The sequence below is a fragment of the Terriglobia bacterium genome (assembly GCA_020072645.1).
In the GTDB taxonomy this organism is placed as follows: Bacteria; Acidobacteriota; Terriglobia; order Terriglobales; family Acidobacteriaceae; genus Angelobacter.
This window is the reverse complement of sequence record JAIQGK010000012.1, coordinates 117,963-132,531: the sequence shown is the minus strand read 5'-3', so window position 1 is coordinate 132,531 and position 14,569 is coordinate 117,963. Positions and strand designations below refer to the sequence as shown.

Sequence of the window (14,569 nt, the reverse complement as noted above, 5' to 3'; positions counted from 1 at the left end):
CTATGCGTAAAGTAATTTATATCGGTCTGCTTGTTGCTCTGTGCTGGTTCGCGGAGGATTGCGCGCGCGCTGCGGAGCTGCATGTGCCGCAGAATGCCGTGGCCGGGCAGCCTCTCACCATCGGCACCAGTGGAAGCGGAACGCTGTACCTGGTCGGGCCAGGACAGGTGATCAAGAAAGAATTTAAATCTGGCAGCGTCGATATCAAAGGTGAAGAGCTGCGTAGCGCCGGACGATGGATTGCCGTGGTGCGCGGCGATTCCAATCAATCCCAGGTGTTCTGGGTAAAGCCGGGCAAGCCGGGAAAGCTCAATTTCCTCGCTCGTCCTTCACGCGTGCCGGTGGCGCGGCCCAACGTAATCAGCGGCGTGACATTTGTTTTTGATCAGTACCAGAACCTCATCCTTGATCCCACGCCGGTGAACTTTAATCTGTCCGTTGGCGGGGCAGGATCGACAAAGACGGTCACCAGCCGTGAAGGGGTTGCGTGGATCAATAGCGCGTCCGCGCCCAAAGCGGGCGCGGCGCAGTTTGTCGCCTCCGTCGGTGACACTTCAGTAGCGCGCGTAGTGCAACAGGTTGCGGCTGATCCATGTGAGCGGAGTTTCCGCATGCATATAGCCGGTCACACGGCGCAAAACACAATCGTGGAAACAGATCCAATCCGCGATTGCAGCGGTAATCCGGTACCGGACGGGACCATCGTTACGTTCATCCAGACTGACAAGACCGGCAAAAGCACGGTGGACGCGCGCATCAAAAAGGGCACGGCACGTGCCGAGCTGCCTGCATCTGACAACGCAACCATCACCGTGGCTGCCGGTGTGGTGCTGGGCAATGAACTGCACGTGGGAGGCAGATAATGAAGCTTGCACGCATACTGATCCTCAGTGCCGGTGTAGCGCTCGCGGTCTCCGGCGTTGTGCCTCTGCTGGAGCGGATTTTCGCTGACACTAAACCTACGGTGCAGCTCAGCGTGAAAAGCGCCCAGCCGCGCGAGGTGGAAGACGTAACGCAAAACGCAATCGTGCGCGACTATACGTTGGCGTGGCAGGCTATAACCACTTCTCTGGCCAACAATACGCTTCAGCCGCTGAATGAAAACTTCGCCGGCTTTGCTCTGGACAAGCTCACGCAGCGTGTGAAAGACCAGAAACAAAACGGCCTTACAACACGCATCATTGACCATGGGCACAAGGTGGACGCAATATTTTATTCACCTGACGGGGCGGCTATCGAACTGAAGGATACCGCCAGCATTGAAACTCAGGTGCTTGATGGAAGCACCGTGCTCCACTCAGACCAGGCACAAATCCAGTATTACGCCGTGATGACCGGTGCTGAAGACCGCTGGAAAGTGCGCGTACTTGAGAGTATGGCTAAGTAGCCTTTACTTGTGATCCGGGGCCTTGAATTCATAAATCGCGGCAGTTTTCTTTGGCTGCGGTCTGGCCAGCTCTTCAAGATGGTGGTAACCGGATTCCAGAGCGGCCGCGAAGGTGCTTTCCTGCCCCAGATAGAGGACCTTCGGCGAGCCAATTCTCTGCACGATACAGTGATGGATCGAAGGGTTCTCCTCATCGTCGGGCACGATGTCCGCTATATAGCCGCCTAACTGAACACGCGTTCCAAACCTTTGGCAGGTAGAGTCATAGTCGGAACTTGTATCCGTTTCAATCTTCAAGTTGCTCTTCGTCGTTCTCATAGCTAGTCCTTCTGCCGCACGGTCAATACGGGGCACTCAGCTTCAGCAATGACCCGGGCCGCGGTCGCCCAGGGCAGGTGCGAATTGATTTTCGCCGGCTCGGGATGGCGTGCTCCCAGCACAATCAGATCAGCGCGCATCTGTTGTGCAACTTCCAGAATGTTGGCTGAAGGCAATCCATACTTAAGAACACACACTGGTTTCCGCCACAGGCAGGCCTCCGGCGGCACCACGGAGTTGAGCTGTTGTGCAAGCTCTCTGCCATTTTTTCCGTTCGACGCAACCTTGTTCTCATCGGCCACGTGCAGGACTGTTAGCTCGGCGCCAAATTCATTGCAAAGCAGCGCGGCGTGCGCAGGCGCGGTTGATCCAGCTTCAAAATGCGTAGCCAGCAGCACTTTATTGATTTTCATCTCCCGGCTGTTGCAGGGCTTCACATCAGGGCCAACCGTAAGCACCGGACAAGAAACGTTACGAAAAACTTCTTCAGCTACGGAACCCAAGACGAGCCGGGGAATTCCATGGCGGCCATGCGACGCCAGCACCAGCAAATTAATTTCATTGCGCTTCACCACGTCGCTGATTACTTCCCATACCGCGCCTTGACGCAATGGCGTCTGGCTCGGCAGTCCCGTGAGAAGTCCATGCAGCACGTCCGCAACATTTTTTGTGTCTGATTCCGAGCCATTAAACGTGATGGAGAATGCATCCGGATCCAGCAGATTGTATGAGTCCGGCGAGTTTACGTGGATGGTGTGGACGCGTGAGGAATGCCTGTGCGCGATGGCTTGCGCATATTTTACGGCGGTTTCCGAGCCCGGAGAGAAATCGGTAGCCAAAAGAATGTTTTTTAGCGATAGCGCAGTAACTGCTTCAAGCGTGTTCATGAGGGCACCTCACTCATTGAGTGCCCAGTTTAATGAGGCAGTGACCACGGAGGATGTGACGCCGGTCACGCCAGATTGAAGTTCTCGGAAGAGAAAAGACCGGTTATGGGGCGCTAAAACCGCAGCCCAACGCGAGTTTATGGAGATCCGGCAGTGGGTGCTAGAGAATCAACAACAGGGTTTTCAAGAGCTTCCGCCGGCTGCCGCAAGCACTCAGCGAAACTCACCTTCTGAAAATGGGCGGCGCGTCGCTGGCATCAAAGGAATCTGACTCGTTTGTCAAAGCGGGCAAGCTTTGGATCAGGCGCAGGCAGCGGTTCCAGCGAAGCAACGCGTCATCGTTTCCTTGTGGACGTATTTTTTCAGCTTCCTCAAAACAGCGCATCGCGTTCTCAAAGCTGGCCATGAGAGAGTGCGCCGTGTGGCCGGCGCGTAGCTGGGCCTTGGCACGCCGCTCATGCAAAATGCCCTGATAATAGGATCGCTCGTAAGGGCTGGAGAGTTTTTCAAAGCAAGTCTGGGCTTCGTGGAATCCGTCAGAGAGAGTGCCTCTAAATTGGTCAGTGATGGCGAGACCTAACTGGCGCAACGCCATTTGATTTTCCGGGTCAATGGCCAGAATATCGCGGCAGATTGATTCCGCTTCCTCCGCCTGGTTCAGGTAACGATAGTGCTGTACTTTTGCCAGCGCCTCTGTAATGCCGTTCTTTGAGATTGCTTTTAGCTGCCGTTCCATAGGTCTTGTCGCTTACGCTCCAAACCGCCGGCAAGTCTCGTTGCCTGGAAAGGCATCTGCTGCCCGAAGCAGCGCTCGGCGCGCAAGCCGGCCTCGCGCGTTGAGCGATCTTTTTTAACCACTGTTACAATTCTAATCCGATTTTGGCGCGCCGCGTATCTTGCGCACCAATTTCATGATGGGATCGTAATATTCATCCACCACACGCTCTTTGAGAGGAATGATGGCATTGTCAGTGATGTGTATCTCTTCAGGGCAGACCTCAGTGCAGCACTTGGTAATGTTGCAATAACCGATGCCCAGCTCGTCTTTGAGAAGTTTGACTCGTGAGAGGTTGTCCAGCGGGTGCATTTCCAGCGATGCCACGCGCACGAAAAAGCGCGGCCCGCCAAACTCTTCTTTCTTGTGGTGGTCGCGCACAACGTGGCAGACATTCTGGCACAGGAAACATTCAATGCACTTGCGGAACTCCTGCACCCGGTCCATATCTTCCTGATACATCTTCCAATCGGTCTTGGGCTTGGGCGAAAACGGCGGGATCTTTTTGTTGACGCGATAATTCCATGAGACGTCCGTGACGAGGTCTTTGATCACCGGGAATGACTTCATGGGATAGACGGTGATGGGCTTGTCGGTGGGCAGCGCGTCCATGCGAGTCTTGCAGGTGAGGCGGGGCTTGCCGTTGACTTCCGCGGAGCAGGAGCCGCACTTGCCGGCCTTGCAGTTCCACCGCACTGCGAGATCGGGCTCCAGGTGCACTTGAATGTAATGCAGCGCGTCAAGCACAACCATGCCCGGCGCGATCGGGACGGTATATTGCTTTGCTGCACCAGATTCCTGATCGCCGCGAAAGACCTCTAAGACCGCATCAGCCATGAATAACTCCTAGCTTCTATTTCTGTCGCTTCGCTCCAAACCGCCGGCGCGCCATGCCCGCCAGAGATTCTTCTGCCCTTGAGGCAAGCAGCTCGCCGCGCAAGCCGGGCTCGCTGCTATATCGATGCACCCGACGTAGCATGCTACGTCTCTACGTTAAGTGACTCGATTCGTGCTTGCACCTGTCGTTCTGCCTATTTCTCTTCTGCCAGCAACTCATTCAATTCGCCCGGAATAGCATCCACCGGGGTTTGCTGCAATTTCATTCCTGCTCCATCGCGCGTGATCAAGTTGTGCTGTTTGCCCCAGACTTGTTCGTCCAGTTTGGGAAAGTCGATGCGGCTATGCGCGCCGCGGCTTTCCTTGCGGGCCATGGCGCTCCGGGTCACTGCCTCTGAGACCGTGAGCATCGATTTCAAATCCTTTGAGAGATGCCAGCCGGGATTAAACAACCGTGAGCCTTCCACGCGCACACGCGCGGCGCGGGCTTTCAGCTTTTCCAGTTCGCCCATGGCCTTGTTCATGTCTTCTTCCACGCGGAAGATACCGACCAGGTTCTGCATCACTTCCTGCAGGTCACGATGAACAGAGTAAGGATTCTCGCCCTGACCACGGTCGAACGGCGCAAGCATGTCGCGTTCAGCCTCGACTATCTGCTGATCGTCGATCGAAGCGGCAGGCGCTTTGCTGGCGTATGCGGCAGCGCCCAATCCTGCGCGGCGGCCGAATACCAGAAGATCAGACAACGAATTTCCGCCAAGACGGTTGGCGCCGTGGAGTCCTGCGGCAGCTTCGCCCGCGGCAAAAAGTCCGGGCAGTGATGACGCAGCAGTTTCGGCTTCCACGCGGATTCCTCCCATCATGTAATGGCAGGTGGGACCTACTTCCATTGGGCCTTTGGTGATATCCACGTCCGCCAGTTCCTTGAACTGGTGATACATGCTGGGCAGCTTCTGCTTCACGTATTCAGCGGGCTTGTGGGATATATCCAGATACGCGCCGCCATGCTCGCTGCCGCGCCCTTCTCGGACTTCGGTATAGATGGAGCGCGCAACCACGTCGCGGGTGGAGAGTTCCATGCGTTTGGGATCGTATTTCTCCATGAAGCGCTGCCCGTCTTTGTTGCGAAGAATGCCGCCTTCGCCGCGAACGGCTTCCGTGACCAGGATTCCCTGCACGCCCGGAGGCCAGACCATCCCGGTGGGATGGAACTGTACAAATTCCATATCGAGCAATTCCGCGCCAGCGTCATAGGCGAGCGCCATGCCATCGCCGGTGTACTCCCAGGAATTTGAAGTGACGCGCCACGCCTTGCCAATGCCCCCGGTCGCCATCACCACCGCTTTAGCCTTCAGCACCACGAAGCGGCCTTGCTCCCGCCAATATCCGAAAGCGCCCACAACGCGCTTACCGTCGGTCAGCAAGCGGATGATGGTGCATTCCATGAAAACATCAAAGCCCATCTGCACGCCGCGGTCCTGTAGCGTGCGGATCATCTCCAGGCCGGTGCGGTCGCCAACATGGCAGAGGCGCTTAAACGTATGGCCGCCGAAGGCGCGCTGCAGAATGTCGCCGTCAGACGTGCGATCAAAGAGCGCGCCCCACTGCTCCAGTTCGCGGACACGCTCAGGCGCTTCCTGGGCGTGGAGCTGGGCCATGCGCCAGTTGTTCATTAGCTTGCCGCCCCGCATAGTGTCACGGAAGTGTGTGCGCCAGCTATCGGCCTTGTCCACGTTGGCCATGGCGGCAGCGATTCCGCCTTCCGCCATTACAGTGTGCGCCTTGCCCAGCAGAGATTTGGAGACCACGGCAACGCGAGCGCCTGCGGCAAGGCCTTCAATCGCCGCTCGCAGGCCCGCGCCGCCCGCGCCAATGATCAGGACGTCATGCTCATGGGTTTCATACTTCGTCTGGTTCGTCACAATATTCTAAAATCCTTGATCATGCCGCTGGCCACCATGCGGACATAGAAATCGGCAAATCCAACCGTAATCAAACTGCACCAGGCATACAGCATGTGGCGTTCATTGAGGAAGCTGGCTTTCTTCCATGCGCCATGACGCCCGCGATTGGTGACGGTGCAGGAAAAGCAATCCAGTTTGCCGCCGATCAGGTGCCGCAGCGAGTGGCAGGAGAGCAGATAGAGCGTGAGCAGGATGATGTTGACGAGCAACACCAGTGATCCTACGCCGATGCCAAAATGAAGTTTTTGATCTGGGCCCGGAAACCAGAAAGCGCGTATGGCGTCATACCAGAGAAAGCACAGGAAGACGATGGCCCCATAGAGAAAATAACGATGGAGATTTTGCAGGATGAAAGGAAACCTGGTTTCGCCGCGATAGTTGCGGTTTGCCGGTTCGCCCACGGCGCAGCCCGGTGGGTCCATGAAGAACGCGCGGTAATAAGCCTTGCGATAGTAGTAACAGGTGACGCGGAACCCGAGAGGGAATGCCAGGATCAGAAGCGCCGGCGACAGATGCCACCATGAAATGTTAAGCAACGGAGAGTAAAAGGGCGAGAGATATGGATCTGACCAATAAAATTTTCCTTCGAAGGCGCGCCAAGTGGCGTACAGGCCGAATCCACCAAGAAGTATGATGACGGGGATGTTCTCCATCCACCAGGCGTCGCGGCGCAACGTGCGGCCCAGGCCGACCGGCACAGCAGAGCTTCTTTCTGCCAAACTTCACCTCCAAGGGTGAATTGAAAACTGATTAGTGTAGCAAATGAGGCTTGTTCTAACATCCCGATTCCCGCGCAGCGGGAGAGGGAGCCCTATCGTGACAAGGAACGGCAGCTACGGATTGAAAAGTACCCGTGGCAGTGCGGAAATGAAAAAATTAGTGCGCCTAAAGATCGCCGCGCTTATAGGGCTGCGCTCGGGATCGTAGAAAAACGCTCACCCGATCTCTTGAGCCTTCCTCGCTGCCACCACCCTGGGGATTCCCTGTAAGTCCGCCGTGACCTGAATGTCTTGCCACCCCGCAAGCAGACTACGCACCTTTTCTTCTTCTGAGTAGCCGATTTCTGCAACGAACCAGCCGCCGAGCCGCAGAGCGGCATGCGCTTGTGGGATCAACCGTCGATAGATTTCCATTCCTTCACGACCGGAAAAGACTGCGATTTTGGGCTCGAATTCGCGTACCTGCTTCTGAACCTTGTCGGCATCGGCTTCGCCCACATAGGGTGGGTTGGAAATGATAAAGTCGAACTTTTCGCCTGCATAGACGGCCAGAAGGTCGGACTTACGGAAAAGCACTTTCCCGCCCAGAGCGAGGCGGGCAGCGTTGGTCCGTGCCATTTCCAGCGCGTCGTCAGAGATATCGCAGGCATGGATTTCTGCGTGCGGCAGCTCACTGGCCAGCGCCAGGGCAATGCATCCGGAGCCCGTGCCCACGTCTAAGAGCTTCAGGCGGCCGGGGCCGTCGAACTGATATTCCTTCACCAGCTCAAGCACAGTTTCAACCACGTGCTCGGTTTCCGGGCGAGGGATCAGTACCGCGGGCGAAACCAGCAGATCAAGCCCCCAGAACTCCTGATGTCCGGTGATGTACTGCGTGGGACAGCCGCGGGCCCGCTCGCGAATGACTTCGTCGTAGCGAGATTGGTCGTCTTCGTCCAGCTCGCGCTCAGGATGGGCGTAGAGATACGCGCGTTCGCGGTTGAGGACAAACAAGAGCAACAACTCGGCATTCAGGCGCGGAGAAGGAACGTCATTCTCAATGAAGATCTGGTACGCGGAATCAACGGCCTGTTTGAGTTGCATGCCGGGGAACTGTACCGCAAAGGACGTTAATGACGCAAAGGAGCTTTCTGAAATCTCGAACGATGTGAGAGGTCCTTACTCGCTGGAAATGGTTGAAGCCGAAAAAATGGTGGACCCGATGCGCCAATGACAATAGGGGGGCCTCGCTGCGTTCGGAATTTCTGAAACAGATCACGTGGCATCGTCCCACAGGCACGGCCATGCTGTCCCCTAAGCGACTACGCCCGCCGACTCGTTCTTCAGCTTCTCTGCCTGGTAATGCGTGGTCAGCGCGTCCAGAACGGGCTGGAGCTTGCCGTCCATTACGTCAGAAAGCTGGTGCAGCGTGAGGCCGATGCGATGGTCGGTCATGCGGTTCTGGGGAAAATTGTAAGTGCGGATCTTTTCGCTGCGATCGCCGCTGCCTACTTGCGCTTTCCGTTCCTTGGCCAGCGCCTGTTGCTGCCGTTCCATCTCCTGCTCATAGAGACGGGCGCGGAGCACGCGCATACCTTTTTCGCGGTTCTTGATCTGCGATTTTTCGTCCTGGCAGCTGACTACCGTATTGGTCGGCAGGTGAGTAATGCGAACGGCAGAGTAAGTTGTGTTTACCGACTGACCGCCCGGTCCTGAGGAGCAGAACGTATCGATGCGCAGATCTTTGGCTTCAATTTTGATGTCCACGTCTTCAGCTTCCGGCAGCACGGCAACTGTTACGGCAGAAGTATGTACGCGGCCTTGCTGCTCGGTTGCGGGAACGCGCTGTACGCGATGCACGCCGCTTTCATACTTCAGGCGCGAATACACGCCTTTGCCTTCAATAATGGCGATAACTTCTTTCAGGCCGCCCACGCCAGATTCCGATGTTGACAGCACTTCCACCTTCCAGCGCTGAGTTTCAGCATAGCGGGTGTACATGCGGAACATTTCCGCGGCAAAGAGCGTGGCTTCGTCGCCACCAGTGCCGGCGCGGATTTCCAGCACTACGTTCTTTTCGTCATTGGGATCTTTGGGCACCAGCAGGGCCTTCAGATCATTTTCGACCTGAGTAAGCCGCTCGCCCAGACGTGTCAGCTCTTCCTGCGCATAAGCGCGCAGTTCGGCATCGGACTCCTCGGCTACCATGGCCTTGCTTTCCTCGATCCCGCGCGTCAGGTCTTTATACTCGCGATACTTCTCAACGATCTCTGCTACCTCGCTGTGGGCCTTGGCGGTCTTCTGGTAACGCGACGAATCGCCGATCACCTCTGGCGACGAGAGCGCCTTGGTAAGTTCGTCGTATTTGGCTTCGATTTGGTTTAGTCTTTCGAACATATATTTTGTCGCTTCGCTCCAAACCGCTTTAAGAGCGTCTTCCTTGAAAAAGCTTTCCGCCCTGCATCACGCCGCTCGGCGGCCACTGGCCTCGTGGCTTTCATTCTGTCGCTGCGCTCCCAACCGCTCCGGAGCTTGACCGCCTCAGGATTTCCAAGGCTCCTATCGCAGCTGGCTCGGCGCGCTAGTCGGCCTCGCCAGTAAGATTTTACTACTTCCTTTTAAGATAGCCTCGGTTAGGCCGCGGCTCCACGTGCCTGGCGTGATTTATCGACAAAAGCCAACCATGCCTTAGAGCATGCGCCCGCATTTTCCACCAGCGGCATGTGCCCGGAGCCGGGGATGATCATGACTTCAGAGTTCTTGATGCCCTTGCGGAACAGATCGGCGCTGGAAACATGCAGAACACGGTCCTGGTCACCCCAAACGATCCATGCCGGCGCTGTGACGTTGACCAACCGTTCTGCGAGAGGCGGGTCGTTCGCCTGCATCTCCGCGAAAATCTTTGCCGACTTGGCTGAATTGCGGATGGCATGATCGGCCAGGTAATTCAATACGGCTTTTGGCGCATAGGGCCGTTTGGCAAATACGTTGTTCAACAGGCGATCAAATTCCGGGCGCGTGGTGGCCACCAGCCAGTTGTCGCCTTTGGCTACGTCGCGAAAAAGCTCGCTTGGCTCCGGCTCAACCATGCCATGCGGAGCGATTAGTCCCAGCGTAATGATTTCATCCGGATAACGCGCAGCATAGGCCGACGAGATAAAGCCGCCCATGGAATGCCCGACTAGATGCACCCGCTTCAACCCGAGGGCAGACAGGAATTGATGCAGGCGCTCTATCTGGGCTATATAGCCATAAGAAGCACTGTCTATCCGTGTGCTTGCGCCCCAACCCGGCTGGTCGGGCGCTATCACGCGATAACGCTTCGTCAATGGCTTGGCAAAACGGTTCCAGCTATCGGCCGATGCGCCAAATCCATGCAGCAGCACCACCGGTTCTCCGTGGCCACCTTCGGAATAAACAACGCGATGGTCGCCGACTTGGATTACACGGCGCTTCAGTCCGCAGGTAAAGCGTTCCAGGCCGATCAGCATGGTCGCTAAATTTGCCATGATTTTCCTCCCGCTCAAATGCTGTCGCGAACACACGACTGCGCAACAAGACGTGGCATGCCACGTCTCTACGTCGAAATTCTAGGCGATGACTAACTCGCCGCCATTCTTTTTTTCTAATTCCATCGCAAGATCAAGGGCTTTGATGGCGCATTCTACCTGATCGTCTGTGGGCGGCTGGGTAGTGATGCGCTGGAGCCACAAGCCCGGCTTGGTGAGCAGGGCGAAGAATGATTTTCCATGCTTGGCGGAGAAGCGAATCATTTCGTACGAAACGGAGGCGATGACCGGGAGGAACACGACGCGAAGAGCAAACTTGGCCCAGAATCCCTGAACCGGAAACGCGGCGTAGACAAAAATCGAAAGCAGCATGATCGTCATCAGGAAGCTGGTGCCGCAGCGCGGATGGTACGTGGAATATTTTTGTGCGTCGGCAATGGAGGGCATGCCGCTGTCCTCAAAAGCAAAAACGGTTTTATGCTCCGCGCCGTGGTAGCGATAGACGCGCCTGATGTCGGCCCACAAAGAGATTCCCCAGATGAATAGCAGGAACAAAGCGATGCGGATCAGGCCATCGACCAGCGTAAAGGCGAAATTATTGTTCAACGTGTGCCAGTGCGACTTGATGCCAGTGGCGGCAGCCAGTGGAACAAACTTGTACATGAAGATGAAAAAGCCGATCGAGACGACCATGCTGCCGATCATGGCCCAGGAGCCGATCTCGGGCTTCTTCTCGCCTTCTTCTTTGGCGATTTCTTCCAAGCCGACGTTCAAAGAAAATTTTGAGGCAACAAAGCCCAGACGCATGGCCTGTCCGAGTGTTGCCAGTCCACGGACAAAAGGCCATCCCATCCATGGGTGCTTTTCTGATGGCCGCTGCAAGGTCTCGCTGTGCGTGGTGATTTCTCCGCCGGGCTTGCGGATGGCAATGCCCCACGCATGCGGTGAGCGCATCATTACGCCTTCCATCACGGCCTGGCCGCCGACGAGGGTCTCCTCTCCGCTTTCAAGGGCGGGAAGCAATTGCAAAGCAGCAAGAAAACGCAGGAATGGACGCCAGTATCTCATTGGTTTATTAGATGATCCGCAACAAGCCGCAGCTCCAAGAGACTGGCGCAGGGGCTAAAAGTGCCTTCTAAAACAGTATTTTACGGGAATACTGGAGAAAAGGACAGGAGAAACGGCAATTGCTATCCTCATAGTAATGCAGGCTTTTGCCCAAACCGCCGACGCCGTGGCCGCCACCACCAAGAAGCTGGAGAAGGTCCGGCTGGTCGCAGAATACTTCCGTTCGCGCTCGGTGGATGAGGCCGCACAGGCTGCGGTATTTCTTTCCGGTCGCGCTTTTCCCGCCTGGGAAGAGCGGACATTGCAGGTTGGCGGAACTTTGTTGTGGCGTGCCGTAGGAGAAATATCCGGCAAGGGAGAGGTGGCGCTAACGGCGGCTTATCGTCGGCATGGCGATCTGGGGGCAACGACGCAAGAAATTTTGGAAGGCAGCACTCCGGCGCGGAGTTCATTGTCGGTTGCGGAGCTGGCTTCCGCGTTCGATGAGTTGGCTCGAACATCCGCATCGGCGCACAAGCTTAGTTTGCTTCAGGATCTGCTGCGGCGGGCTACGGCGGTCGAAGCCAAATACGTGATCAAAATCATCAGTGGCGATCTGCGCCTTGGGCTCCGGGAAAGCCTGGTGGAAGAAGCGATAGCCAAAGCTTTCGATGAAAACGTCAAGGCGGTTCAACGGGCCAACATGCTGCTGGGCGACATACGTGAAGCTTTGCGGCTGGCGGCCGAGCACGAGCTTGATCAGGCGCGGATGCGGTTATTCCATCCCATTGGCTTCATGCTGGCCAGCCCGGCGCAGGACGCCGAAGAAGCGCTTTCCTACTTTGATCGCGCAGCGGTGGAAGACAAATATGACGGTATACGCGCGCAGGCGCACGTGGGAGGCAAAGACGATCCGCGCGTGCGACTGTTTTCGCGGACATTGGACGAAATCAGCCTGGCATTTCCTGAACTGCCTCCGGCTCTGCGAGCTTTTCCCGAGCCTTTGATCCTTGACGGGGAGATCCTGGCCTGGGGTCCTGACACGGCGCAGGCGCTGCCCTTCTCGGAGTTGCAAAAGCGGTTAGGTCGCAAAAAAGTCTCTGAAGACATGTTGCGCCGGGTCCCCGTGGTTTACATGGCATTCGATGTCCTTTACGCCCGTGGGGAACTGCTGATCGAGAAACCGCTGGAAGAAAGAAGAAAGATTCTTGAGCAAAGCTTTGCATCGGCGCCAAAAGATGGCTTCATCGTGGAACATGACATGGCCACGGAGAATCCGCAGGGCAGGCTCGTCTTTGAGCCGGCGTTTTTTGAATCAACGACCGGAACAAGAAGCGGAGCGCCGCGCGTGGTCCTTGCGCCCGCTGTAACGGCGGAATCGCCGGAAAATCTGGAAGAAATATTTTCAGCCGCGCAGGCCCGCGGCAATGAAGGCCTGATGATCAAGGACCTGACATCTCCTTACACACCGGGACGGCGCGGCAAGTCATGGCTGAAGCTGAAGAAAGAGCTGGCCACACTGGATGTCGTCGTTACAGCCGTGGAGTGGGGCCACGGCAAGCGCAACAAGGTGCTGAGCGACTATACGTTCGCAGTGCGTGATGGCGACAAGCTGTTGAATGTGGGCAAAGCCTATTCCGGGTTGACCGATGCTGAGATCGCCGAGATGACCGAATGGTTCAAGGCCCATACGATTGATGACCAGGGCTTCCGGCGGACGGTTGAGCCGAAGATTGTGCTTGAAGTGGCTTTCAATAACATGATGCGCTCCAGCCGGCATGAGAGCGGCTACGCGCTGCGTTTTCCGCGCATCTTGCGCCTTCGCACAGACAAATCAGCAGACGAGATTGATACGCTGGAGACAGTAAAAGGAATATTTGCCCGGCAGGCGAGCGGCGCGAAGCAGAAGGAAGTTGGCTAGCGGCGGAGCTTGAGCGGTTCATGCATGCTTTTGCTGCTGCCGATGGGAATCACGCAACCATGGGCAATTTCGCAGTCGCCATTCTCAAATTGAATGGTCGTGTGCATGATGTGGTATTCAAGGTTCAGCAGATCTTTTACCCGGCGCAGGATGATTTCGCTTTCGGAAAGCGTCATGTCATCGATTCGCACATGGCAGGATAGCGCGTGAGTATCTGACCCAATGCTCCAGACGTGGACGTCGTGAACGTCGCGCACCCCGGCAACTTCTGTCAGGCTGGCGGTAATGCGCTCAGCGGAAAGTCCTTGCGGTGCTCCTTCCAGAAGAATATTCAGGGTTTCACGAATGATGCCGAAGGATGACCAAAGGATCAGGCAGGCAATCCCGACGGAAAGCGCCGGATCGACCCAGGTCCTTCCAGTCAACATAATGATCCAGCCGCCGACGATCACTGCGGCGGTGGAAAGGGTGTCACCCAGCTGGTGAATGAAGGCGCTGCGGATGTTTACGTCATGCGCGGCGCGGAACAGCACCCATGAGATGGCTCCGTTCATCAGCACGCCAACCACGGCAACCCAGATCATGATGCCCGGATGGACCAGGACCGGGTGCCTCATTCTAAGAAAGGCTTCATAAAAGATGTAAAAGGCGATAGCCACCAGCGTAAGGGCATTCACGAAGGCCGCCAGCACGCCAGCGCGGTGATAACCGAACGTTTTGGTCGCGCTGGGCGGGCGCGTTTGGATGAAAACCGCGACCCATGACAGCAATAGCGCCAGCAGGTCAGTTACGTTGTGACCGGATTCAGAGAGCAGCGCCAGACTGTGGGCGCGAATTCCGGCAAACAGAGTGATCAGCACATACGCAAAAGTGGCCGCAAGCGAATAGCGCAGAGCTCTGGAGCTCAGCGGTGCGTGCGGATGCGAGTGCGTATGGGCCATAACTTCCAGTTTACCGCCGAATGATGCGGGATTCGAGCTTATCTGCAGTGTGAGAACCTGAATCCACACTTACGTACGCAGATACTCATTTTGGGTACTTCGCGCAATTTGCTCTTTCTGCGTCGAGCGATTCTTATGCAGCTCGTCCGCCAAAGCTATACCTTTTAACGGGTTACAACGCCAATAGTAATATGCGCTGCCATCCGCATTGCCCGAAAAGTGCATCAGATTAGCATAGGGTTGGTGTGTTCATTCCGGGAAAATCCCCAACATTCGACCACCTGA

Annotated in this window: 14 protein-coding genes; 3 read left to right on the top strand and 11 right to left on the bottom strand. The window is 56.3% G+C overall.

Annotated elements, in window-relative coordinates:
- Nucleotides 1-2 precede the first annotated feature (2 nt).
- Complete coding sequence (locus tag LAO76_17000) at nucleotides 3-863, top strand: hypothetical protein (GenBank protein ID MBZ5492622.1); 861 nt, start codon at nucleotides 3-5, stop codon at nucleotides 861-863.
- Nucleotides 863-1,387, top strand: coding sequence for a hypothetical protein (locus tag LAO76_16995; protein MBZ5492621.1), 525 nt, complete (start codon nucleotides 863-865; stop codon nucleotides 1,385-1,387). Before LAO76_17000 ends, LAO76_16995 begins: the two co-directional genes overlap by 1 nt.
- Nucleotides 1,388-1,390: 3 nt before the next feature.
- Here the strand turns inward: LAO76_16995 and LAO76_16990 are convergent, their stop codons facing one another.
- From LAO76_16990 to LAO76_16945, 10 genes are all read right to left on the bottom strand, one after another.
- Nucleotides 1,391-1,705: a hypothetical protein gene (locus LAO76_16990; GenBank protein MBZ5492620.1), complete on the bottom strand. Its 315-nt coding sequence runs from the start codon at nucleotides 1,703-1,705 to the stop codon at nucleotides 1,391-1,393.
- 2 nt (nucleotides 1,706-1,707) lie between these two features.
- A complete protein-coding gene (locus LAO76_16985; protein MBZ5492619.1) occupies nucleotides 1,708-2,592 on the bottom strand; it encodes a universal stress protein in 885 nt (294 codons plus the stop codon).
- A 223-nt stretch (nucleotides 2,593-2,815) separates the two neighbouring features.
- Complete coding sequence (locus tag LAO76_16980) at nucleotides 2,816-3,328, bottom strand: hypothetical protein (protein MBZ5492618.1); 513 nt, start codon at nucleotides 3,326-3,328, stop codon at nucleotides 2,816-2,818.
- 132 nt (nucleotides 3,329-3,460) lie between these two features.
- On the bottom strand, nucleotides 3,461-4,204 hold the full coding sequence (locus tag LAO76_16975; protein ID MBZ5492617.1) for a succinate dehydrogenase/fumarate reductase iron-sulfur subunit: 744 nt from the start codon (nucleotides 4,202-4,204) through the stop codon (nucleotides 3,461-3,463).
- 194 nt (nucleotides 4,205-4,398) lie between these two features.
- Nucleotides 4,399-6,126: an FAD-binding protein gene (locus LAO76_16970; protein ID MBZ5492616.1), complete on the bottom strand. Its 1,728-nt coding sequence runs from the start codon at nucleotides 6,124-6,126 to the stop codon at nucleotides 4,399-4,401.
- Nucleotides 6,123-6,887 carry a succinate dehydrogenase gene (locus LAO76_16965; protein ID MBZ5492615.1) on the bottom strand — a complete coding sequence of 255 codons (765 nt, stop codon included), beginning with the start codon at nucleotides 6,885-6,887 and terminating at the stop codon, nucleotides 6,123-6,125. Before LAO76_16965 ends, LAO76_16970 begins: the two co-directional genes overlap by 4 nt.
- Nucleotides 6,888-7,103: 216 nt before the next feature.
- Nucleotides 7,104-7,970 carry a peptide chain release factor N(5)-glutamine methyltransferase gene (gene prmC / locus LAO76_16960; GenBank protein ID MBZ5492614.1) on the bottom strand — a complete coding sequence of 289 codons (867 nt, stop codon included), beginning with the start codon at nucleotides 7,968-7,970 and terminating at the stop codon, nucleotides 7,104-7,106.
- Nucleotides 7,971-8,180: 210 nt separating this feature from the next.
- On the bottom strand, nucleotides 8,181-9,263 hold the full coding sequence (gene prfA / locus LAO76_16955; GenBank protein ID MBZ5492613.1) for a peptide chain release factor 1: 1,083 nt from the start codon (nucleotides 9,261-9,263) through the stop codon (nucleotides 8,181-8,183).
- 236 nt (nucleotides 9,264-9,499) lie between these two features.
- Nucleotides 9,500-10,375: an alpha/beta hydrolase gene (locus LAO76_16950; protein ID MBZ5492612.1), complete on the bottom strand. Its 876-nt coding sequence runs from the start codon at nucleotides 10,373-10,375 to the stop codon at nucleotides 9,500-9,502.
- A gap of 81 nt (nucleotides 10,376-10,456) precedes the next feature.
- Nucleotides 10,457-11,443 (bottom strand): DUF1385 domain-containing protein, encoded by a 987-nt coding sequence (locus LAO76_16945; protein MBZ5492611.1) that lies wholly within the window; start codon nucleotides 11,441-11,443, stop codon nucleotides 10,457-10,459.
- A gap of 136 nt (nucleotides 11,444-11,579) precedes the next feature.
- On the opposite strand from LAO76_16945, the gene LAO76_16940 reads away from it, so the two are divergent.
- Nucleotides 11,580-13,343 (top strand): ATP-dependent DNA ligase, encoded by a 1,764-nt coding sequence (locus LAO76_16940; protein ID MBZ5492610.1) that lies wholly within the window; start codon nucleotides 11,580-11,582, stop codon nucleotides 13,341-13,343.
- Here LAO76_16940 and LAO76_16935 read toward each other — a convergent pair.
- A complete protein-coding gene (locus tag LAO76_16935; GenBank protein ID MBZ5492609.1) occupies nucleotides 13,340-14,284 on the bottom strand; it encodes a cation diffusion facilitator family transporter in 945 nt (314 codons plus the stop codon). The two genes, LAO76_16940 and LAO76_16935, sit on opposite strands and share 4 nt — an antisense overlap.
- Nucleotides 14,285-14,569 lie beyond the last annotated feature (285 nt).

What these genes read in the sequence shown, in the direction of transcription:
- LAO76_17000 (MBZ5492622.1), top strand. Translation starts at nt 3, where the DNA reads ATGCGTAAAGTAATTTATATCGGTCTGCTTGTTGCTCTGTGCTGGTTC.
- LAO76_16995 (MBZ5492621.1), top strand. Translation starts at nt 863, where the DNA reads ATGAAGCTTGCACGCATACTGATCCTCAGTGCCGGTGTAGCGCTCGCG.
- LAO76_16990 (MBZ5492620.1), bottom strand. Translation starts at nt 1,705, where the DNA reads ATGAGAACGACGAAGAGCAACTTGAAGATTGAAACGGATACAAGTTCC.
- LAO76_16985 (MBZ5492619.1), bottom strand. Translation starts at nt 2,592, where the DNA reads ATGAACACGCTTGAAGCAGTTACTGCGCTATCGCTAAAAAACATTCTT.
- LAO76_16980 (MBZ5492618.1), bottom strand. Translation starts at nt 3,328, where the DNA reads ATGGAACGGCAGCTAAAAGCAATCTCAAAGAACGGCATTACAGAGGCG.
- LAO76_16975 (MBZ5492617.1), bottom strand. Translation starts at nt 4,204, where the DNA reads ATGGCTGATGCGGTCTTAGAGGTCTTTCGCGGCGATCAGGAATCTGGT.
- prmC (MBZ5492614.1), bottom strand. Translation starts at nt 7,970, where the DNA reads ATGCAACTCAAACAGGCCGTTGATTCCGCGTACCAGATCTTCATTGAG.
- prfA (MBZ5492613.1), bottom strand. Translation starts at nt 9,263, where the DNA reads ATGTTCGAAAGACTAAACCAAATCGAAGCCAAATACGACGAACTTACC.
- LAO76_16950 (MBZ5492612.1), bottom strand. Translation starts at nt 10,375, where the DNA reads ATGGCAAATTTAGCGACCATGCTGATCGGCCTGGAACGCTTTACCTGC.
- LAO76_16945 (MBZ5492611.1), bottom strand. Translation starts at nt 11,443, where the DNA reads ATGAGATACTGGCGTCCATTCCTGCGTTTTCTTGCTGCTTTGCAATTG.
- LAO76_16940 (MBZ5492610.1), top strand. Translation starts at nt 11,580, where the DNA reads ATGCAGGCTTTTGCCCAAACCGCCGACGCCGTGGCCGCCACCACCAAG.
- LAO76_16935 (MBZ5492609.1), bottom strand. Translation starts at nt 14,284, where the DNA reads ATGGCCCATACGCACTCGCATCCGCACGCACCGCTGAGCTCCAGAGCT.